We start from the raw sequence: 22,369 nt of genomic DNA, 5'->3' as shown, positions 1-22,369 counted from the left end.
ATGCAAGAATTCTTTGATTTTTTTAAGCAGCCTATGGCAATGAAAATTGCAACACTTGTCATTTGGATTGCAATAATCTTAATCTTGATTGGTCTTGTTCGAAAATTCTTTAAACGCAGAATAGACGACACAACCATTCGCTACAAAGCCCAAAAAGCTGTTGAAATAATTGGCTATATTTTGATATTCTTAGTGGTAATATTCTCTTTTACCATTGATGACGTTACTGATTACACTATAATCATAGGTCTCTTTACGGCAGGTCTTACCTTTACCCTCCAAGAGTTAATTTTAAGTATAGCTGGTTCGTTTTACATTTTCCTTGTAAGAGTTTACAAACCTGGAGACCGTATAGAAATAAACGGAATTAAAGGTGATGTCATAGATATTGATAGCATTTATACAACCATTATGGAAATGGGCGAATGGGTAAATAGCGATAACTACTCTGGTAGAATTGTAAAAATAAGTAACGCCTTCGTTTTTAAAGGACCCATAAAAAATTACTCTATGGATTTTCCTTTTGTATGGGATGAACTTAACGTAGTAATTACCTATGATTCTAATATTGAACTTGCTAAAAAAATTGTCTACGACATCGCCAATGAACAACTATCTGAATACACAAAAGATTCTACCACAAAATGGAAAGAAATGGTAGAACGATATTATATCGAAAATGCAGCAATAGAACCTACCATTGCTCTTCGCTTAACCGACAATTGGATAGAACTAAATTTAAGATATATTACCGATTACAAAAAGAGACGAGCAACTAAGCACCAGCTTTTCGAAAGCATAGCTCAAGCTATAACCGATACAAATAAAGATGTGCATTTTGCCTCTACTACGCTACAATTACTTAAAATTCCTGAAGTTGAAATAAGCCTAAAAAATCAATCATCTTGAAAAAAGAAACAATTGACATATTAAAATCTTCTGGTGAAAAGGCTAAATTTTCTATAGAGAAACTTCGAGGTTCATTAAAACATAGTGGGGCAGATAATGTTTTAATTGATCAGATAGTTAATACCGTTAGAGATGAATTATATAAAGGTATTTCAACAAAAGAAATCTATAATCGTGCATTTGCACTTTTAAAAAAAAAGAAAAGTGTATTTGCCTCTAAATACAAATTAAAAAGAGCGATTTATGAATTAGGCCCAACAGGATTTCCTTTTGAAAAATTCATTGCAGCTATATTCAATTACTCGGGTTATACCACCGAAGTTGGTAAAATTATGTCTGGTATTTGTGTAACTCATGAAATTGATGTTTTCATAGAAAAAAATAATATAGTAAATATTATTGAATGCAAATTTCATGGGGAAGAAGGACTTAATTGCAATGTTAAAATACCCCTTTACATACATTCTCGCTATAGAGATGTAAAAGCACAATGGGATCGGGAAAATCATCATCAACAACTAGAAAGTGGCTGGGTAGCAACCAATACAAGGTTCACATCAGATGCCATTAAGTATGGTAAATGTGCAGGGTTATATTTATTAAGTTGGGATTACCCCGAAAACGATGGACTAAAAGAAAGAATTGATAGATTAGGGCTATATCCCGTTACGGTCTCCACATTAATGAGTGCTAAAGAAAAACATTATTTATTAGGTAAAGGTATTGTGCTTTGCAGACAATTATTAGAAGATAATTTTTATCTAAATCAAATGCATATTTCTGATGACCGAAAGAATAGAATACTAGAAGAAATAACCCAATTATGTAATCAATAATAGATGCAAAAAGTTAAAATAAATTTTTTAGGAGCTGCTGGTACTGTTACCGGATCCAAATTTTATTTGGAGACAGCAGAACTCAATATTATGGTTGATTGTGGCATGTTTCAAGGTATTAAAGAACTTCGAGAGAAGAATTGGCAACCCTTGCCTATAGACACATCTAAAATAGACCTAGTACTACTTACTCATGGTCATCTAGACCATACAGGTTATTTACCCAGATTAAAAAAAGAAGGGTTTCAAGGAAAAATAATTGGAACCTCTCCTACATTAGCAATTACCGAAATTATATTAAGAGACAGTGCAAAAATTCATGAAGAAGAAGCTGAAAAAGCAAATAAAGATGGTTTTTCTAAACACAGTCCAGCACAACCCTTCTATACGCTTAAAGATGTAGAAAAAACACTTGTTCATTTTGAATCACAAGAAGAAGAACAATGGGAACAAATTTCTGAAAATATTAAATTTAGATTCGTAGCCAATGGCCATATTATTGGGTCTTGTTTTATTGAGCTTGATATTTTTGGAAAACTTTTTGTTTTCTCAGGAGATATCGGCAGACAAAAAGATTACTTACTACCATCTCCAAAAAGTCCGAAATGGGCAGATTATCTATTTATAGAAAGCACTTACGGACATAAACTTCATCCTGAAGAAAATGTTGAGGGCATCCTAGTTAAATTAATTACAGATACTATCAACCAAAGAGGCAACCTAATTATACCTTCATTTGCGGTAGAGCGTCTTCAATCATTAATGTTCGTTTTATGGAAATTGTTCAAAAAAAATCAAATTCCAAATATTCCTATTTTTATTGATAGTCCCATGGGAAATAATGTACTATCTGTTTTTGAGAATTTTCCTAAATGGCACAAACTACCTATTGCAGAATACGAAGCTATGTGTAACCACATGACTATTATTAGTTCATATAGAGACACATGGAAAACTATTGACGACCCACGTCCTAAAATAGTTATCGCAGGAAGTGGAATGGTAACTGGCGGAAGAGTATTAACTTATTTGCAGCAGCTATTAGATGTTGCTACAACGAATGTATTACTCGTTGGCTATCAGGCGGAAGGAACACGAGGGCGATTACTTTTAGAAGGAACACATGAACTAAAAATCTATGGAAAATATTATCCTGTAAAATGCAAAATTCATCACTTTGAAAGCCTATCCGCACATGCAGATCAAAAAGAGCTAATAGATTGGATGAGTGGTATACAGAATGTACCTGAACAGGTTTTCTTAATACATGGAGAACCTACTTCCTTAAATGGTTTTCGTGTAAAAATTAAAGACACCTTTGGATGGAAAACTCATATTCCCAGTTTATCCGAAGAAATAGAAATAATGATTCCCTAAGTAAAATCTGATTTATATCATTTTATACACGCTAATAAATAGTTAATTTCATCTTGCTTATAAGATAAATCTTACTCGAATTTATATAAGCTTTTAAACCTTAAAATTTATGCGCTATGAAAGATGTTAATAAAATCGAGGATCGTGAAAAAAAAGCAGAACAGCTATACTTTAAATTACAAGATTGGAAATCTACTCTGAATTTTATTAATGATGAAATCATATTTATTGACCACCTACTAAATTCTTATGTTTTTGAACCTGACACTCCTAACCTTTTTCAAAGTTTAGCAGATTTTCAAAAACGTTTGAAAAAATCTAATGAAAACAAAATTCTACTACTTAAATCGATTCATAAACATGAGAATGCTTTAGGTGGAATGTTGGAATGTCTTGACACATCACGCGACCTTTTACTTTATCAAAATCAGGATAAATTAAAGGCTGAAATGGTTGACTATACAACCAAATACAGAAATCTAAAAGCTGAAATATTCAAATATGCTGGTGGTATTTTAAAAAAACGTAAACCTACTAATCATGAATAAAAAAATAGTTATCCTTATTCTAATATCGTCCTTATTTTACAATTGTAGTTCTACTCAATTGGTAAGTAATTGGAAAGACCCAGATACAGTTTTATTCCATGCGTACAAAGTTCTAATTGTGGGGATGACGGAAAACGAAGATGTTCGTGTAGATTTCGAGACCAAATTAAAGAAAGAGTTTGATAAACGTGATATTGAAGCTATGCGAAGCATAGATCTTTTCGATGTAAAGTTCACTTCTTCAAAACAGTCTGAAGAACAACTTACTGAGGTTGAAGAACAATTATTAGACAAAGACTTTGATGCCATACTTTTCACCAAGGTTATAGGTTCTGAGGACAAAAAAACTCTTCGTACAAAAATATCAAGGGCAGAAAATTATTTAAACAATTTTCATGATGATTATATGAGTCATCAAGACATTTACTACAAAGACGACTATTACGAAACCTTTTCAATATTTCATATAGAAACAGCTCTGTATTGTATTTGTGTAGGTAAGGAACGCCAAACTATTTGGAGAGCTGGAATTGATATTACAGACCCAAAAAACTTCAATAAATCGATTGGTGAATACATTAAACTTGTTGTGCTCGCTATGGAAGAGCAAAATTTAATTTTTCATGAAAATGATAATGAAGAAACTTCCAACAATCAAACAAACCTTAAATTCAAATCCTACTAATTTTGAGCTTTTAGAAATTAGATAGCTACTATTATTATAAAATTATTTAAGATGAAAATACTTGTCTATAGTGCTAAAAAATTTGAGATACCTTTTTTGGACAATGCAAATAATAATCGTCATAATATTACGTATACTGATGTTGCTTTAGATTCAGAAACAGCAATAAGTGCAGTAGGTTTTAAGGCTATTTCTATATTTTCAGGAGATGATGCAAACAACGTGGTTCTAGAAAAACTATGGGATGTAGGAGTTCGCTATATCGCTATTCGTTCTACGGGATTTAATAATATTCATATAAAACCTGCCTATCAAATTGGCTTTAAAGTTGCTAATACTCCTAACTATTCACCACATGCAATTGCTGAACATGCAACTGGACTTCTTTTAGCACTAAATCGAAAACTAATCTTAGCAAACCAACAAGTGCATCAGTACAATTTCTTACTTGAGAAATTAATGGGATTTAATTTACATGGCAAAACTGTAGGTATTATTGGCACTGGTAATATAGGTTCTATTATGGCCAAAATTATGAATGGTTTTGGTTGTAATATTTTAGCACATGATTTAATTCCGGATACCGACTTAATAGAATTGTGTAACGTAAAATACACTAGTCTAGAAACTCTTTGTAAAAAAGCAGATATAATTAGTTTACACATACCACTAACATTTGAAAACCATCAACTAATAAATAAAGAACGTTTATCATGGATGAAAAAAGAGGTTATTCTAATTAATACCTCAAGAGGGGCTATTGTGGAGCACAAGGCCTTGATTAATGCTTTGGATGAAGGAAAATTAGGCAGCTATGGGGCTGATGTATACGAAAAAGAAAAGGGCATATTTTTTAGAGATAATTCAAATAAAGGCATAAAAGATGAACAACTTATAAAACTATTATCTTTTCCGAATGTTCTTATTACACCTCACCAAGCATTTGTAACAAAAGAAGCTCTAAAATATATCGCTACAATAACAATACAAAACCTAAACGATTTTGAGGATGAAAAACCATGTATAAATGAAATTGGGTACGAAACTTTAATTTTATAACAACGGACTAAATACTCTTCCGAAACCTTCTTTTAGTTTATCTCCCAAAGGTCTATTTAAATGTTCTTCGTAAGAAAGCAGTTTACTTATATTACTTTCTTTTAGAAAATCGTCTTTCAATAATTTTGCGAATGTGTCATCATAAATAATAGCATTAACCTCATAATTCTGTTCAAAACTACGATCATCCAGGTTCGCCGTTCCTATTGTAGCAATTAAATCATCGCTAACTATTATCTTACTATGCAAAAATCCATCTGGAAAAAGATAAATTTTAATTCCAGATTTTAAAAGCGCTTCGAAATAAGAATGCACACACCAACCCACAATTTTATTATCCACTTTTTCTGAAATCATGAGTCTAACATCTACACCGCTTAAAGCGGCAGTTTGCAAAGCTTGAATTATTGCTGGACCAGGAATTATATACGGATTGGTTATAAACAGATATTCTTTTGATTGATTAATCATTGTAAAATAAGCTTGTTCTAAAACAGGAAAATCATCATCAGGACCACCCGATACAATCTGGACAATTTTATTTGAAATTTTAGGATTAGAAACTATTTCTACTTGAGGTAGGATTGCGATTGATTTTTGACATACCAAGTACCAATCGGATGCAAATACATCATCTAAATTTCTTGCTGCCGGACCCTCAATTCTTAAATGCATATCATGCCATTTACCCAAATCAGGGTCACCTTTTAAATATTTATCAGAAATATTGATGCCACCTGTAAAAGCAACTTTACCATCAACCACAATTATTTTTCGATGATTACGGTAATTTATAGACCTTATAAAACGGCCGAATTTAAAAGGAAGAAAAGGGTATACTTCAACTCCAATGGCCAATAGTTTTTTCACATATGCTTTAGTCAGTGAAAAACTACCTACACCATCATAAATCATTCTAACTTCAACTCCCTCTTTAATTTTATTTTGGAATAATTTTAATATCCTATCTGCAAGTTCACCATCTTCAAAAATATAATATTGCAAATGAATTTGATTTTCGGCACTGTTTAAAGCTTCAAAAATTGCATCAAAGGTTTTCATTCCGTTTTTCAGAAATTCAACTTGATTATCGTCTGTAACAGGAAAATTACAATTTTTGTAGATTAACTTCATCAACTTGCCATATTCACTATTTAGCACTTCTGAATGTACTAACGGAGTGTTGGAAGAGTTTAAAGAAAATCTCTTTCTTCGCTTAAGCAATTTATTTTTACGCCTATTTCGGCCTAATAAAATATAAAGCAATATACCACCTACGGGTATTGTAAATATGGTTAATAACCATGCTAAAGTCTTAGATGGTCTAACACCATGCAAGAGAATACTAAATACAATGATTAGGGCAACAAAAACATATAATGAAAGAAAAATTGTTGACCACACAGGAATATATTGAAAATTACTAAGTGTTTTAATATAGTAACTGTACCATAATAAAACTATTTTATGAGTTAAAAGTAATGGAAGAAGTACGCTTATTACATGATATTGGTCAGCTTCTAAAGTCTAATACTTGTTGAGTTAATAACCTTTTTAACAAAAAAATAGCTGTAAACCTAAGCCTTGTGGTATTATACTCGAGTTGGCCCCGAAGCTTCGGGGGAAACCACACTCAAATTATATCCCACAAAAAAACCTTCCTTAAAAAAGGAAGGTCTTGCTGTACTCGAGGTGGCCCCGAAGCTTCGGGGAAACCACACTCAAATTATATCCTACAAAAAAACCTTCCTTAAAAAAGGAAGGTCTTGCTGTACTCGAGTTGGCCCCGAAGCTTCGGGGGAAACCACACCCAAATTATATCCCACAAAAAAACCTTCCTTAAAAAAGGAAGGTCTTGCTGTACTCGAGGTGGGAATCGAACCCACACTCCAAAGGAACTGGATTTTGAATCCAGCGCGTCTACCAATTCCGCCACTCGAGCATGCTTGTCTTTAATAAGACATTTTAAAATCGGATTGCAAAACTATAAAATATTTTCATTAGCTCCCTAAAATAAGCAACAAATATCCTTTTGCAACACAAATAATTGTCTAAATTTGCAGCTCCTTAGAAAACAGGGACTTCCGAGTCTATTGTTTAACCCTTTGGAGTTTTAGATTTTAGTTATGTCATATCAAGTTCCGGAACCTAAAATATTCGCCTGTTCTAACAGTCGCGCATTAGCTGAAAAAATTGCCGAATCATACGGTATGAGCCTTGGCAATGTTGATATCTCAAGATATAGTGATGGTGAATTTCAACCTTCTTTTGAAGAGTCGGTTCGTGGAGCACGAATTTTCTTAATTGGCTCAACACATCCAAGTTCAGAAAACTTAATGGAAATGTTATTGATGTTAGATGCAGCAAAGCGTGCATCCGCAAGACATATAACTGCCGTTATGCCATATTTTGGATGGGCAAGACAAGACAGAAAAGACAAACCAAGAGTACCTATTGCGGCTAAGTTAATTGCAAAAATGCTTGAGACTGCTGGCGCTACTCGTATAATTACCATGGACCTTCATGCTGATCAAATTCAAGGTTTTTTCGAAAAACCTGTTGATCACCTATTTGGATCTACAATGTTTCTTCCTTATTTGAAAAAGTTAAATCTAGATAATTTAACTATTGCCTCACCAGATATGGGCGGTTCTAAAAGAGCATATGCCTATTCTAAAGCACTCGTAAGTGATGTAGTAATTTGCTACAAACAGCGCGCTAAGGCTAATGTAATTTCTCACATGGAGTTAATTGGCAATGTTGAAGGAAAAAATGTAGTTCTTGTTGATGACATGGTAGACACAGCTGGTACACTAACAAAAGCTGCCGATTTAATGATGGAGCGTGGTGCTATTAGCGTAAGAGCTATTACAACACACGGTCTATTATCAGGTAATGCAATAGAACGTATAGAAAATTCTCAATTAAAAGAATTAATAGTTACCGATTCAATTCCAGTAAAAAGAGATAGTGATAAAATAAAAGTGTTGAGTTGTGCCGATTTATTTGCAGATGTTATGCATAGAGTCCACAACAACACTTCTATTTCTTCAAAATTTTTAATGTAGTAAGTAAGTTTAATTTAATATATATAATGAAATCAATTACAATTAAAGGATCAGAAAGAGAAAGCGTGGGCAAAAAGGCAACGAAGGCCCTACGTAATGCTGGAAAGGTTCCTTGCGTAGTATACGGAGGGGAAAAACCATTACACTTTTCAGCGGATGAATTAGCATTCAGAGATTTAGTGTACACTCCTAACGCGCATACTGTAAAGGTTGACTTAGGTGAAGGCAAATTAAGAGCAATTATGCAAGATATTCAGTTTCACCCAGTTACTGATAAAATTATACATATTGACTTTTATCAATTATTTGATGACAAAGAAGTAACAATGAACATACCAGTTCAACTAGAAGGTAACTCTCCTGGTGTTCGCAACGGTGGTCGTTTACTTTTTAGAAAGAGAAAATTAGCTATAAAGGCTTTACCAGACAAATTACCAGATTTCTTTAATGTTGACCTTTCCAAATTAAAAATTGGAGACAACATTACTGTAGAATCATTATTAAATGATGATTTCACTATTCTACACCCAGACAACACAGTTGTTGTACAAGTTAAAACTGCTCGTGCGGCTGTCGCTGTTGACGAGGATGAAGAAGAAGGTGAAGGTGAAGAAGGAGCAACTGCTGAAGGAGCTGAAGCACCAGCTGCAGAAGGCGGAGAAAACTAGAAACTTCGTTTCTTAGTATTATAAACAAAAGCATCTGCCATTTGGTAGATGCTTTTGTATTTTTATCGCATTACAAAACGCTATGTTTTCTTTTATAAAATCATTATTTAGTACAAGAAATATCGCTTTAGAAGAAGACCCTATGAAAAAATATTTAATCGTGGGACTAGGAAATATTGGTGACGAATACACCGAAACACGCCATAATATTGGCTTTAAAATCTTAGACCAGCTTGCCAATTCTCAAGAATTCACCTTCGAAACTCAAAAACTTGGTACCATCGGCAAATTTAAAATTAAAGGCCGCACTGTTATTTGCTTGAAACCTTCAACTTACATGAATCTAAGTGGAAAAGCACTTAAATATTGGGCAGACAAAGAAAACATCCCCCAAGAAAACCTATTAGTAATTACCGATGACCTCAACCTTTCTTTTGGCACCTTAAGATTAAAAACAAAGGGAAGCGATGGCGGCCATAATGGACTAAAGGACATTCAGAATGTTTTACAATCAGCAAATTATAATAGATTACGTTTTGGTGTTGGTGCAAAATTTTCGAAAGGAAGACAAGTTGACTATGTTCTTGGCGAATGGAATGAAGAAGAAAGAAACAAACTAAAAGAACGTATAGAGCGTGCAAATGAAGCTATTAAATCATTTGTACTTGCAGGTGTGAAGAACACTATGAATGAATTTAATGGCACCTAGGACTAATATATTCTAAAATCAGATATACCTGAATCAGATGAATGTCCATCACTATCTTTGGTAACGATTTTCCAATAATAAACAGTATTCGCAGTTACACTTACCTTTTGTTCCGTAGTATTAGGATCCACAGTTGCTAAAATAGAAATAGGAGGTGTAACTGTATCAAAATAAATATCATACTCAACGATATCATTATCTAAATCAGACCCAGCCCAACTGAGTGTTACTTCATTATTAATATCTTTAAAAATTGACACACCTATCTCTGGAGTAATAATTTCAGCAGCAAAAGGTGGTCTTGAGGTTTCTGTACCCGCATTATAAAATTGCCAAGTGGCACTCGAAACTTTCTGAGTTACCTGTCCGTTTGATGAAAGTACTACCCAAGAATAAGACGAACCTTTTAACAACGGTAACCTAGCAGACAATGCAGGCGTACTTATTGTCTGTGTAGAGCTAACATCAATATTAGTAACACGTAATTCATAGGAATCAGTATTATTTGCTTTTTGCCATTTAAAATCTACCTCTCTAGTTGTTGCACTAATATCATTACCTACAGTACACTCCGAATTCTTATTTGGAAATACCAAGAGAGCTGCCTCTGGAGGATTAACAGGATCCTTCTTCTTACAACTAACAACAACAATAAGGGCCAATAGAATTAGCTTTAATATTCTCATAGCTTAATCAGTTTAGAAGTTCCACTGACATTTTCTCCTTCAAATCGCAAATAATATATCCCAGATGTTAAACCAATTAAGTCTACTTCAATTTCATCAGTTTCAAGCGTATAAATTGCTCTTTTAACAAACCTACCATCTGCTGTAAATATAGCAACATTCATATTTTTACTTGTCGCACCTAAATGAATCTTAGTATAATCAGCAGCTGGATTTGGATAGATTATAACTTCTGTAGAATTGAAGAAAATCTCTTCATGAATTCCTTGGCATACTAGCAAAGTGGACACTTTTAAAGTATTAACGCCTTTTTTAAGTTGTAATGACACTTCGGTTTGCTCTGTAGTTAATTGCGTGCCATTAAAGTCAATTATATAAGACGATGATCCCTGTAAATTTAGCACAATACTTTCGCCATCGACAGCTGCCTTAGATGAAACGCTCAATGCATCTGGTTCAGTTACTACCACCTCAAAGCATTGCTCAACATAAGCGGTTGCATCCTCTATAGCATTAACACATACAGTATATATACCCGCAGCCAAACCAGTAATTGTATAATTATCTGAAAAATTTTCCGTAGTATTTACACCTTTACCAATGGTTGTAACTTCATAATTTAATGTAGAATTTGCGGTGATACTAATTTGGCCATCATCATTTGATATACACGATTCACTTTGCGATATAACAGAAAAATTATCTTTTGGAAAAAGCAAAACAGCACAGCCTTTAGCGTCAACTGTAGCTCCTATTTCAGTGCCCAAACAAACATCATCACCATCATCAAATACCCCATCTTTATCAGCATCAGGTCTAAACTCACCTTCTATACAAATATCCAAAGAAAATGATTTTAAATCACCTCCATCAGAAGCAGCAGCATCACTTACCTGCAGTATCCATTCGCCGTAAATAGACTCCCCATTAAACGTACTCAAACTGCCTATTGGACGCACAATACCAGATATCGCAGGATTTGTACCGCAATTAAAATCGGCGCCGTCGTCATCAAAAGTAGCAGTGATATTATCTGATGCTCCACAAGTATTTGAAACAAGAAAAACTGTAGTACCAGCAGGAGATGTTAAACTCACCGATAAATCTGAAACAAAAGAATGATCAATATCTAAATTCACATTAATATCTGACAACGGTAAATCTTCGAAAAATGCAATTTTTGAAGTTATTGTTGGCGTTCCAACAGCCGATATCTCTAATGGTAAATCTATTGCCGATTTTGAATCACAATTAAATTCAATTGTTGTAAAACTAAAAGGCGCACTAAAATTTCCTTCACCACAAACGTTAATTGGTTTAACACGCCAATAATACGTTTCTTCATGCTCTATATTTAAAGGCAAATAGGTGCTTTCTTCTTGAATAACTGTTTCTACAATATTTGCAAAAAGTTCGTCCGTAGCTATCTCTACTTCATATAAACTGTATGTTGGATCAGCTACCCATTGCAATTCTGTATTTACAGAAGCGTCTTCCAAAGCATCTAAAGGAGCACTCAAAACTACATCGGTAAAAACATTATCATTTATATTTAAATCCAATGTTACTTTTTTAGAAATAGTAGCAGAAGTAGCTATTAAAACCAATTCATAATTATCTTCTATAACATTCTCAGTATTTGCAATAACCACATCAATAGTTGAATTTATTGTTGCTGTTGGCGGTGTAAAAGTCACAACTAAATTCTCTGGTGCAGCAAAAACACTAAAAGTAACTTCTTCACTAAACCCTAAATATGTTTCGTAATCAAATGAAGTTGTTACCGTATTCGGCTGACATACTTCATATTCCACTTCAGAAAAATGTAATACCATTTCTGAAGCCAAAATTTCAAAATTAGCCGCATTTACAGCTAAGAAAATATTATCATTAGCCTTAACCATTATTCTTGCAGTGGTTGTAGGGGTGCCTGGCACAACAAACTTATGCGATCCATTATTGGGAATATTTGTAGCCAAAGTAGTCGGATACGTCAATCCACCATCTAAAGACAACAAAACATCTACAGCTTGCGCATTTACAGGAGCTTTATCTGTATTAGCAACATCCCAAGTTACTTGCATTACAGAACCTGCAACATTTGACTCTGCCACAGCCTGAGAAGTAACTACAAATGGCCCAGCATTATTTACAACAGAAACATGCACTAGGTCAGCTTCAACTTGCCCACCTCCTATTGCATTATCTCGAACAGTTAGTGCAAAATTCATATCGCGCTCAATATCCGACACCGTTTCCCATGCAGAATTAATAGCAGGCATTGTTTGTGTTAAATTACCTGAAAGAATACGTGTAAGCTTTGGAAAATATCGAACAGAATCTACACTAGGTCGTTGCGACCTAAAATTTGCACCAGTCGGATTATTTGGCCCAAAAGAGGACTGGGTAATTATTCCATCATCAATTTGCTCCCATGTGTATGTCAAAATATCTCCCGTATCCACATCCGAAGCTGATCCAGAAAGCACAAATGCGGTAGATTTAGGTATTACAAAATTACCTGTAGGAACTATCGTTGGTGGATTATTTACCAAAGGCGTTTCTACCGCACAACTTATACCATCAATATAATCTGATATCTGTACAATACTATTGTAATGAAAATAATCATCACCACTAGAAGCAACATTATCAACTCCTGATATACCAGCATAGCCCATAATTGTAGTTCCACTACCGGGTTCGGTTTGCACTGGCGTATCTTCATCGTCAAAAGACCAAGTATGATTTGCACCTAATTGATGCCCCATCTCATGAGCCACATAATCTAAATCATACGAATCGCCAACTGGATTTGGATGCGAAGCAAAAGCACTTCCCTTTTGATTATCAATACATACTGTACCTACAAAACCAGCATTTCCATTTGCCGCATCTTTATGAAACAAATGGCCAATATCATAGTTTGCAGCACCGATTTCTGTATTAAATGTTGATTGTGCTTGTGCTGTTAAATTTGCCCCGTATGGGTCACTTGCAGCATCGGTATATATAACAGTATCTGTATCCGCTATTAACTCCAGTGTTATTGCCAAATCCGATTCAAAAATTTCATTTATTCGTGTAACCGTAGCATTAATAGCTGCCAAGGCGCTTGCTACCGTACCTCCATGATACTCTGTATATTCCCCAGTAGCCGAAACCGCTAATCTAAACTTTCTTAAAACTTGCCCATCAACAGGTTTGGCTGAACTAGCAATTCCACTTTTTAGAGCTGTAGTCTTAGTCGAACAAATGAAGTCCGAATCCTTTTTAGCATTCAAATCTCTAGCATAAACTACATAGTTATCGTCCGCAACCTTTTGCATATAGGAATTACTTGTACCATCTGCATGTACAATCATAGCTTGAATACCATCTTGGGAGACACTAAACCGAATTTTATCACCTTTTTTATTTATACTATAACCACTATACGATTTTATCGTTGGATATTTTGCAGATAGCTTAGCAGACATTACAGGTGTTTCAGCCACTTTAAAGCCCACCAAATCACCATCAACATCGGGAAAATAAATAATACTAGATTTCTTTTGAGCTACAGAAATTTCACTCAAGGCCTTAGAAAAGTCACTCACACCTAATGAAAAGCGCAATCCGTTTTCAATAGCAAGAAGCTCCATACGTTTTTCTGCTTTTGCCTTTTGCTTAGACGAGGCTGACCAATAGTTACTTTGGGCAGATCCGTAAAAGGACAGAAATAATATGGTAATTGAAAAAACTAAACGTAATTTTACAACCATAATGGGGGCTTAGCCAACTTCAAAGATAAAACTTTTATCCTTTTCCTATTGTGAACATAGTTCAAAACATCTTAAAGTACGATAAACAGGAGGACACAGCCATAACTATAGGCACTTTTGACGGAGTACATATAGGTCATAGGATGATTTTAGAACGCCTAATTTCACATACCAAAAACACTCCATTAAAATCAACTTTAATAACTTTTTTCCCGCATCCGAGAATTGTACTACAGAAAGATTCTGATATCAAACTTCTTACCACAATTGAAGAAAAGACAAAAATTCTTGAAAATTTAGGTCTAGACCAACTTATTATACATCCTTTTACAAAAGAGTTCTCTAGACTATCAGCAACAGAATTCGTACGAGATTTACTCGTAAATAAGCTAAGAGCAAAAAAAATAGTTATCGGTTATGATCATCGTTTTGGCAGAAATCGAAATGCAAATATTAACGACCTTATCACCTTTGGGAGTACTTTTGGATTTGCAGTAGACGAAATTCCAGCTCAAGAAATAGATGAAATTTCGGTAAGTTCAACAAAAATTAGACATGCTTTAGAAGAAGGCGACATTGAAACCGCGAATTCGTATTTAGGCTATCCGTACATGCTAACTGGGGTTGTTACAAAAGGAAAGGGTTTAGGTAGACAATTAAACTTCCCCACTGCCAATATTTTCATTGAAGAGTCTTACAAACTAATTCCCAAAAATGGAGTTTATGTTGTAAATGCTGAAATTAATGGCAGGCTTATTTCAGGCATGATGAATATAGGCCACAATCCAACTGTTAATGGTGCACAAAACACCACTGGTGGTATACGTGGAAATATCGAAGTGCACTTTTTCGATTATAACCAAGACCTTTATGACAAAACCATACAGGTAAATATTTTACATCGTATTAGAGATGAACGTAAATTCGACTCTGTAGAATCACTTAAAATTCAATTAGGGAAAGACCAGGAAACTTCTCTTTTATTTTTATCAAGCTAAGAGACTATTTAATATGGTCAACAAATTACTTTTTACTAAAATTGATAATAGTCCACTAATTATATTTAGAATTTTCTTTGGACTTTTGATTTCCTTAGAATCTTATGGTGCCATTATTACTGGCTGGGTAAGAAACACCTTAGTAGAACCAAAATTTACTTTCAACTTTATTGGGTTAGATTGGCTACAACCACTTCCAGGTTACGGAATGTATATTTATTTCTTTGCGATGGGCACCCTTGGCCTTTTCGTGATGATTGGTTACAAATATAGATTTAGCATTATTAGCTATACAATGCTGTGGGCCGGTGTATATTTTATGCAAAAAACATCATACAATAACCATTATTATCTATTGCTATTAATTTCGCTGATAATGTGTTTCTTCCCAGCGAACAGAAGCCATGCTATAGACGTTAAAAACAACGCAAGTTTAAAACGTGATTCGATGTATGGATATATAAAGTGGATTATCATTCTACAGCTTTTTATAGTTTATACATATGCAGCAGTCGCTAAATTATATGGTGATTGGATAGACTTTAGTTTTATTAAACTTTTAATGTCGGGCAAAGCTCACTATTATATTATTGGTGATTTACTGCAACAACCAATAATTCATAAAATAATAGGATTTATAGGCATCTTTTTCGACCTTTTAATTATTCCCGCTTTATTATTTAAACCTACTCGAAAGGTAGCTTTTGCAATTTCAATCTTCTTTCACCTTTTTAATTCTATAGTTTTCCAAATAGGCATATTCCCTTACTTATCACTAGCATTTACCGTATTCTTTTTCGAGCCTGAGACTATCAGGAAAATATTTTTTAAGAAAAAAACTCCGGTTTCATCAACGGAAATAGTAATTCCACCCTACAAAAACATCCTACTTATTTTAGGGGGTGTTTATTTTTGTATACAGTTAGTTCTTCCGATTCGACATCATTTTATAAAAGATGATGTTTTATGGACTGAAGAAGGACACCGCTTAAGCTGGCGTATGATGTTGCGTAGCAAGAGCGGACGCGTATCATTTAAGGTTGTGGAAAACAAGACCAACAAAGCTACTTTCATTAATTTAGATGAATACTTATCTAAAAAACAACAGCGAAGAATAGGAAGTAATCCCGATTTTATTTGGCAATTTGCACAGCGAATTAAGAAAGAATACGCCGAAAAAGGTGAAGATATTTCAATCTACGCAACATCTAAAGTAAGCGTAAACGGTAAGCCATTTCGAACATTTATAGATCCAAAAGTAGACTTAGCAAAGGCAGAATGGAATTATTTTTGGCATAATGAATGGATTCTTCCTTCCAATACAGAATAAATATTCTGATTAACTTAAATTTGCCCTTTAAAATATTACATACCAATGTTACAGTTACAAGTCATTCGCGATATTAAAGAGGAAATCATCAAAGCTTTAAATAAGCGTAAAATTGATGCAGATTCATTGTTGAACAGCGTATTGGAATTGGATGAAAAAAGACGTACCACTCAAACCAAATTAGACACTGTACTTGCAGAAAGCAATAAGCTTTCAAAAGAAATAGGCGGTTTATTTAAAAGTGGAAAAGCTGCTGAAGCCAATGTTTTAAAAGAAAAATCTGGAGCCTTAAAAGAAGAATCAAAACAATTGGGTGATGATTTAAACGCTACTGCTGAACAATTACAAAATTTACTATATCAAATTCCGAATGTACCACACGATTCAGTCCCTACTGGCACAACGGAAGATGACAATGAAGAGATATTCAAAGAAGGTGATATTCCCGTATTAGATACCAATGCTTTACCACATTGGGAACTCGCAAAAAAATACGATATCATCGATTTTGAACTGGGTGTTAAAATATCAGGCGCTGGTTTCCCTGTTTACAAAGGAAAAGGTGCACGATTACAACGTGCTTTAATATCTTATTTTTTAGACAAAAATACGGCCGCCGGTTACACCGAAATTCAGGTGCCACATTTGGTAAACGAAGCTTCGGGTTTTGGCACAGGGCAATTGCCAGATAAAGAAGGCCAAATGTACCATGTAACTGCAGACGATTTATACTTAATACCAACTGCAGAAGTTCCAGTAACTAACATATTTAGAGACGTAATTGTAAATAAAGATGAATTTCCTATTCGTTACACCGGCTACACACCTTGTTTTAGACGTGAAGCTGGTAGTTATGGCGCGCATGTTAGAGGATTAAATAGGTTACATCAATTTGACAAAGTGGAGATTGTACGCGTTGAACATCCTGAGAATTCATATGCCGCTTTAGACGGAATGGTTGAACATGTAAAAGATATTCTACGCGAATTAAACTTACCCTATCGTGTTTTAAGATTATGCAGTGGTGATTTAGGCTTTACAGCTGCTCTTACTTATGACTTTGAAGTTTTTTCTACAGCGCAAGACCGCTGGCTAGAAATTAGTTCTGTTTCTAATTTTGAAACATACCAGGCAAATAGACTAAAATTGCGTTTCAAAGACGAAAATGGAAAAAGTCAATTAGCACATACCCTTAACGGAAGCTCATTAGCATTACCACGTGTTTTGGCTGGTATTTTAGAAAACTGCCAAACAGCAGCGGGAATTAAAATTCCTAAAGTATTGGTGCCTTATTGTGGTTTTGACACTATTGATTAGTAAGTCTTTAACACCCACATAACCCATTCTACGTATCTTTACAAAAAACTTGCGCTTGAGATTTTTCATCTTTTTTTTCGTTTTTTGTTCACTTCAGAGCATTGTGGCCCAAGAAGATTTTCTTGCAAAACAATATTTTAATGATGGTGAATTTGAAAAAGCTGTTGTTTTTTACGAAAAACTTGTTAAGAAAAGTCCTCGAAGAACCGACTACGCTGATGGTCTAGTAAAATGCTATCAACAACTCGAACGTTACGAAGAAGCTGAGAATTTATTAGTCGAGCAACTGAAAGATAAAAACACCTACCCCACTTTTATCATTGAACTCGGTTACAATTACGCACTACAAAACAATAATTCCAAGGCAAACCAATACTATCAAAAAGCAATTGACAAAATCAATGAAAATCCCAATTTTGGGTACGGAATCGGACTTCGTTTTCAGAAATATGCACTATTAGACTACGCTGCCAAAGCTTTTATAAAAGCAATGGAATTGAATCCACAATTGGATTATAATTTTCAATTAGCTCGAATTTATGGCGAAGAAGGCGAAATTGAAAAAATGTACACTTCTTACCTAAAATTGATAAGTGAAGGCAAAGTTTCACAATCACGCGTACTAAGAAATATTGATGATTTTGTTAATGAAGATGCTGAAAACGAAAATAACATCTTACTTAAAAAGACATTATTAACCAATGCTCAGAAAAATCCTGATCCGCTTTGGAACGAATTATTAAGCTGGTTATTCGTTCGACAAAATCAATTTGGCAGTGCTTTCCGTCAAGAAAAAGCCATTTTCAAACGCACCGATGGCGCTACTATTGAACGCCTAAATATGTTAGCCTCCACATCTTTAGAAAGCCAAGACCAGGAAACCACTAAAGAAATTTATCAATTTATAATAGACAATGCATTTGATGAAGTCATTAAATTACATGCACAATTAGATTTAATCGCATTAGAATCTAATGATGCAGACGAAAAAGAATATGAACAAATTCAAAAAAAGTATGACCAGTTAATTACCCAATATGGTTATGAAAATCAGACTTTACAATTGCAAGTGGACTACGCCAACTTTTTGACTTTTAAAAAAAACACACCCGAACCGGCTATAGCTATTCTTAAAAAGAGCTTAGAGCTACCACTAAACACTCGTGGTTCTGCTTTTGTAAAAATGTCTTTAGCTGACATATTGGTGTATGATAAAAAATTCAATCAGGCCTTAATCTATTATTCGCAAATTCAAAAGCGTTTAAAAAATGATGTACTGGGGCAGAACGCTCGCTTTAAAGTTGCACAAACCAGCTTTTATAAGGGCGACTTTGACTGGGCCTTAACACAACTGAAAGTCTTACGAAGTTCAACTTCTCAATTAATTGCTAATGATGCTATGCAGTTAAGTTTGTTAATCTCAGATAATTCATTGGAAGATTCAACTCAAACTGCACTTAAAAAATACGCACGAGCAGACTTACTAGCCTACCAAAATAAGGACAAGGAAGCCATTTTAGTCTTAGATGATATTCTACAAAACCACAAGGGCGAAAAAATAGAAGATGAGGCTTTATTAAAACAAGGTAAACTCTTAGAAAAACAAAAAGATTACCAAGCAGCGATATTTAATTATACTAAAATAATAGAGTTTTATGCAAGTGGTATTTTAGCTGATGATGCCCATTTTAACCTAGGTGAACTATATCGCAACGAATTAAACGAACCCGCAAAGGCCATGGATGCCTATGAAAAAATAATTTTCAGCTATCAAGACAGTTACTTTTTTCCGCAAGCAAGAAGACACTTTAGAGAACTTAGAGGTGATAGTATAAATTAAATGCCTATTCCGGCGAAGTCTAAATCAATTTTTCAATTACTAGCTAACACAAAAACAACAATGTACATCTACAACGTAACAACTAACATAGACGAATCAGCGCATTCATCATGGTTAAAATGGATGCAAGAAACCCATATCCCTGCCGTGCTGGCAACGGGTAAATTTACTAGTGCAAAAATGAGTCGTGTTTTGATTGAAGAAGAAATGGGCGGCTTTACTTATTCTGTACAATATAGTGTAGATAATAAAGAGACTTTAGAAAAGTATTATGCTGAAGACGCTGCTTTATTAAGAAATGAAGTTGCAAAACTTTTTCCAAATAAATTTGTATCATTCAGAACTGAAATGCAAATAGTAAGCGAACATTAACAGACTGTTTCTAATGGCCAAACATCGAAAATCATTTAAAAAACCAAAACACGAAGGTCCTGTTCAGGCTAAAAAACATCTTGGACAACATTTCTTAAAAGATGAGGAAATTGCAGCTAAAATAGCTAACACGCTTACCTATAATAACTATAAGAATGTTATTGAAATTGGACCTGGAACTGGCGTATTAACAAAGTACATTTTACAAAACGAAGTAAATTTAGTTGCGATGGATCTTGACCGAGAATCGATAGCCTACCTAAATTCGAATTTTGAATTAGAAAATCCTTTGGATAAAAAAGGAAAGATTACAGTTCTAGAGGCTGACTTTTTAAAATACGACCTACTATCATTATTTAATGATGAACAATTTGCCATTACTGGCAACTTCCCATACAATATTTCTACGCAAATAGTTTTTAAAATGCTAGAAATAAAAGAATATGTTCCAGAGTTTACAGGAATGTTTCAAAAAGAAGTTGCTGCCCGTATTTGCTCAGCAAATGGCAGTAAAGCATTTGGCATTCTTTCGGTATATGCTCAAGCTTTTTATGATGCTGAATACCTATTTACAGTTCCACCAGATGTTTTCGACCCTCCCCCAAAAGTCGATTCTGGCGTTTTACGCTTAACGCGTAAAAAAGATTACAATCTTGCTGTTGATGAAAAATTGTTTCTGCGTGTGATAAAAACAGCTTTTAACCAACGTAGAAAAACATTACGAAATAGTTTAAAATCGTTCGCACTTTCAGATAATCTAAAAGAAGATATTATCTTTACGCTTCGACCAGAGCAATTAACAGTTGCCGATTTTGTTGGGCTAACAGAGAAAATCGCAAATGACACCGTTTAAACTCACAGAAGACCTTTTAGAAGAAATTCAGCAACTAATCAGGGACCAACAAGACTCTAGGTTAGAAACGCTGATGATAGACGTGCATTATGCCGATGTTGCGGAAATAGTCGACGAACTCAATACTGAGCAAGCTACTTACTTAATTAAACTTTTAGAAAGCGATAAAACTTCTGATGTTTTAACCGAACTTGATGAAGATGTACGTGAAGCTATATTAAACAACCTTTCTTCAAAAGAGATTGCTGAAGAACTTGATGAATTAGACACCGATGATGCTGCCGATATTATTGCGGAATTACCCGATGATATTGTTCAAGAAGTTATCTCTGAAATAGAAGATAGAGAACACGCTAAAGACATTGTCGACCTCTTGCGCTATGATGAAAATTCTGCTGGTGGACTTATGGCCAAAGAGCTTGTTAAAGTATATGAGCATTGGAATGTTACTACTTGCGTTACCGAAATGCGAGCGCAAGCGGAAAATGTAACCAGAGTACATTCAATATATGTCGTTGATAGTGAAGAAAAGCTAATGGGTCGACTTTCGCTAAAAGACCTTTTAACCACCTCTACAAGCTCGCACATTCGAGATGTCTATATTTCTAATGTTGACTATGTAAAAGTTAATGAAAAGCCCGAGGAAGTGGCAAAAATAATGTCAAAGTATGACCTTGAAGCTATTCCTGTTGTTGATGAAATAGGAAGACTAGTGGGCCGTATCACTATTGATGATATCGTAGATGTAATTAAAGAAGAAGCCGAAAAAGATTATCAAATGGCTGCTGGTATTTCTCAAGATGTAGAAGCAGATGATACTATTTGGGAACTAACTAGAGCAAGATTACCTTGGTTATTCCTAGGACTTGTTGGTGGTGTTGGTGCTGCCGTTATTATGGGTGGTTTTGAAGAAATGATAAGCAAACATGCAGTCCTATTTTTCTTTACGCCATTGATTGCGGCGATGGCCGGTAATGTTGGTGTACAATCAAGCGCTATTATTGTTCAAGGGCTTGCCAATGACGACTTAAAGGGTAGTATTAGCAATAGACTTATAAAAGAAATGCTACTCGCTCTTTTAAATGGCACAATACTAGCCGCTATATTATTACTATTTACTTGGGCTTATAAAGGTCATTTTTTAACAGCATTAGCGATTTCCATTTCACTTATAGTCGTAATTGTAGTAGCAGGATTTATTGGCACCTTTACGCCATTATTTTTACACAAACGCGGAATTGACCCTGCAATTGCTACTGGTCCGTTTATTACCACTAGCAATGATATCTTTGGAATTTTAATATACTTTAGCATCGCAAAGATATTATTGGGTATATAATTTATTGCCCG

At 34.4% G+C, this 22,369-nt stretch carries 19 protein-coding genes and 1 tRNA gene; 16 read left to right on the top strand and 4 right to left on the bottom strand.

Annotated elements, in window-relative coordinates; translation table 11 throughout:
- The 6 genes from UH7x_RS09390 (at position 1) to UH7x_RS09365 (ending at position 5,414) form a co-directional block, all read left to right on the top strand.
- On the top strand, positions 1-909 hold the full coding sequence (locus UH7x_RS09390) for a mechanosensitive ion channel family protein (RefSeq protein ID WP_482363467.1): 909 nt from the start codon (positions 1-3) through the stop codon (positions 907-909).
- The gene (locus tag UH7x_RS09385) at positions 906-1,745 is read left to right on the top strand and encodes an ATPase (RefSeq protein WP_482363466.1); all 840 of its coding nucleotides are present in this window, start codon (positions 906-908) and stop codon (positions 1,743-1,745) included. Before UH7x_RS09390 ends, UH7x_RS09385 begins: the two co-directional genes overlap by 4 nt.
- Positions 1,746-1,748: 3 nt before the next feature.
- Entirely contained in the window at positions 1,749-3,122 is a 1,374-nt protein-coding gene (locus UH7x_RS09380) for an MBL fold metallo-hydrolase RNA specificity domain-containing protein (protein WP_482363465.1), read from the top strand.
- 116 nt (positions 3,123-3,238) lie between these two features.
- Positions 3,239-3,670 carry a hypothetical protein gene (locus tag UH7x_RS09375; RefSeq protein ID WP_482363464.1) on the top strand — a complete coding sequence of 144 codons (432 nt, stop codon included), beginning with the start codon at positions 3,239-3,241 and terminating at the stop codon, positions 3,668-3,670.
- Entirely contained in the window at positions 3,663-4,355 is a 693-nt protein-coding gene (locus UH7x_RS09370; protein WP_482363463.1) for a hypothetical protein, read from the top strand. Before UH7x_RS09375 ends, UH7x_RS09370 begins: the two co-directional genes overlap by 8 nt.
- Positions 4,356-4,406: 51 nt before the next feature.
- Positions 4,407-5,414, top strand: a complete 1,008-nt coding sequence (locus UH7x_RS09365; protein ID WP_482363462.1) for a 2-hydroxyacid dehydrogenase — start codon at positions 4,407-4,409, stop codon at positions 5,412-5,414.
- On the opposite strand, the gene cls is transcribed toward UH7x_RS09365, so the two are convergent.
- Together cls and UH7x_RS09355 are read right to left on the bottom strand one after the other, a co-directional pair.
- On the bottom strand, positions 5,409-6,818 hold the full coding sequence (gene cls, locus UH7x_RS09360) for a cardiolipin synthase (RefSeq protein WP_482363461.1): 1,410 nt from the start codon (positions 6,816-6,818) through the stop codon (positions 5,409-5,411). The two genes, UH7x_RS09365 and cls, sit on opposite strands and share 6 nt — an antisense overlap.
- A gap of 457 nt (positions 6,819-7,275) precedes the next feature.
- Positions 7,276-7,356, bottom strand: a tRNA-Leu gene (locus UH7x_RS09355).
- A 184-nt stretch (positions 7,357-7,540) separates the two neighbouring features.
- Between UH7x_RS09355 and UH7x_RS09350 the strand changes: the two genes are divergently transcribed.
- From UH7x_RS09350 to pth, 3 genes are all read left to right on the top strand, one after another.
- Complete coding sequence (locus UH7x_RS09350; protein ID WP_482363460.1) at positions 7,541-8,482, top strand: ribose-phosphate pyrophosphokinase; 942 nt, start codon at positions 7,541-7,543, stop codon at positions 8,480-8,482.
- 26 nt (positions 8,483-8,508) lie between these two features.
- On the top strand, positions 8,509-9,150 hold the full coding sequence (locus tag UH7x_RS09345) for a 50S ribosomal protein L25/general stress protein Ctc (protein ID WP_482363459.1): 642 nt from the start codon (positions 8,509-8,511) through the stop codon (positions 9,148-9,150).
- An 82-nt stretch (positions 9,151-9,232) separates the two neighbouring features.
- A complete protein-coding gene (gene pth / locus UH7x_RS09340; protein ID WP_482363458.1) occupies positions 9,233-9,859 on the top strand; it encodes an aminoacyl-tRNA hydrolase in 627 nt (208 codons plus the stop codon).
- A gap of 2 nt (positions 9,860-9,861) precedes the next feature.
- On the opposite strand, the gene UH7x_RS09335 is transcribed toward pth, so the two are convergent.
- Both UH7x_RS09335 and UH7x_RS09330 read right to left on the bottom strand, forming a co-directional pair.
- Positions 9,862-10,545: a hypothetical protein gene (locus UH7x_RS09335; RefSeq protein ID WP_482363457.1), complete on the bottom strand. Its 684-nt coding sequence runs from the start codon at positions 10,543-10,545 to the stop codon at positions 9,862-9,864.
- A complete protein-coding gene (locus tag UH7x_RS09330; protein WP_482363456.1) occupies positions 10,542-14,309 on the bottom strand; it encodes a reprolysin-like metallopeptidase in 3,768 nt (1,255 codons plus the stop codon). Before UH7x_RS09330 ends, UH7x_RS09335 begins: the two co-directional genes overlap by 4 nt.
- A gap of 50 nt (positions 14,310-14,359) precedes the next feature.
- On the opposite strand from UH7x_RS09330, the gene UH7x_RS09325 reads away from it, so the two are divergent.
- Genes UH7x_RS09325 through mgtE form a run of 7 tightly spaced genes read left to right on the top strand, consistent with a single transcriptional unit; the run spans position 14,360 to position 22,358 of the window.
- Positions 14,360-15,307 carry a bifunctional riboflavin kinase/FAD synthetase gene (locus UH7x_RS09325; RefSeq protein WP_482363455.1) on the top strand — a complete coding sequence of 316 codons (948 nt, stop codon included), beginning with the start codon at positions 14,360-14,362 and terminating at the stop codon, positions 15,305-15,307.
- Between the two features lie 13 nt (positions 15,308-15,320).
- Positions 15,321-16,637: an HTTM domain-containing protein gene (locus tag UH7x_RS09320; protein ID WP_482363454.1), complete on the top strand. Its 1,317-nt coding sequence runs from the start codon at positions 15,321-15,323 to the stop codon at positions 16,635-16,637.
- Between the two features lie 45 nt (positions 16,638-16,682).
- On the top strand, positions 16,683-17,954 hold the full coding sequence (gene serS / locus UH7x_RS09315; protein WP_482363453.1) for a serine--tRNA ligase: 1,272 nt from the start codon (positions 16,683-16,685) through the stop codon (positions 17,952-17,954).
- Positions 17,955-18,009: 55 nt separating this feature from the next.
- Positions 18,010-19,794: a tetratricopeptide repeat protein gene (locus UH7x_RS09310; RefSeq protein ID WP_482363452.1), complete on the top strand. Its 1,785-nt coding sequence runs from the start codon at positions 18,010-18,012 to the stop codon at positions 19,792-19,794.
- A gap of 60 nt (positions 19,795-19,854) precedes the next feature.
- Positions 19,855-20,166, top strand: coding sequence for a DUF4286 family protein (locus tag UH7x_RS09305; RefSeq protein WP_482363451.1), 312 nt, complete (start codon positions 19,855-19,857; stop codon positions 20,164-20,166).
- 13 nt (positions 20,167-20,179) lie between these two features.
- Positions 20,180-21,019: a 16S rRNA (adenine(1518)-N(6)/adenine(1519)-N(6))-dimethyltransferase RsmA gene (rsmA, locus tag UH7x_RS09300; protein WP_482363450.1), complete on the top strand. Its 840-nt coding sequence runs from the start codon at positions 20,180-20,182 to the stop codon at positions 21,017-21,019.
- Positions 21,006-22,358 (top strand): magnesium transporter, encoded by a 1,353-nt coding sequence (mgtE, locus tag UH7x_RS09295; protein ID WP_482363449.1) that lies wholly within the window; start codon positions 21,006-21,008, stop codon positions 22,356-22,358. Before rsmA ends, mgtE begins: the two co-directional genes overlap by 14 nt.
- Positions 22,359-22,369: the final 11 nt, after the last annotated feature.

This window comes from Aurantibacter sp. UH7 (genome assembly GCF_056839165.1).
Note: the sequence above shows the minus strand (reverse complement) of the source record. Positions and strands in the feature narration are given on the sequence as shown.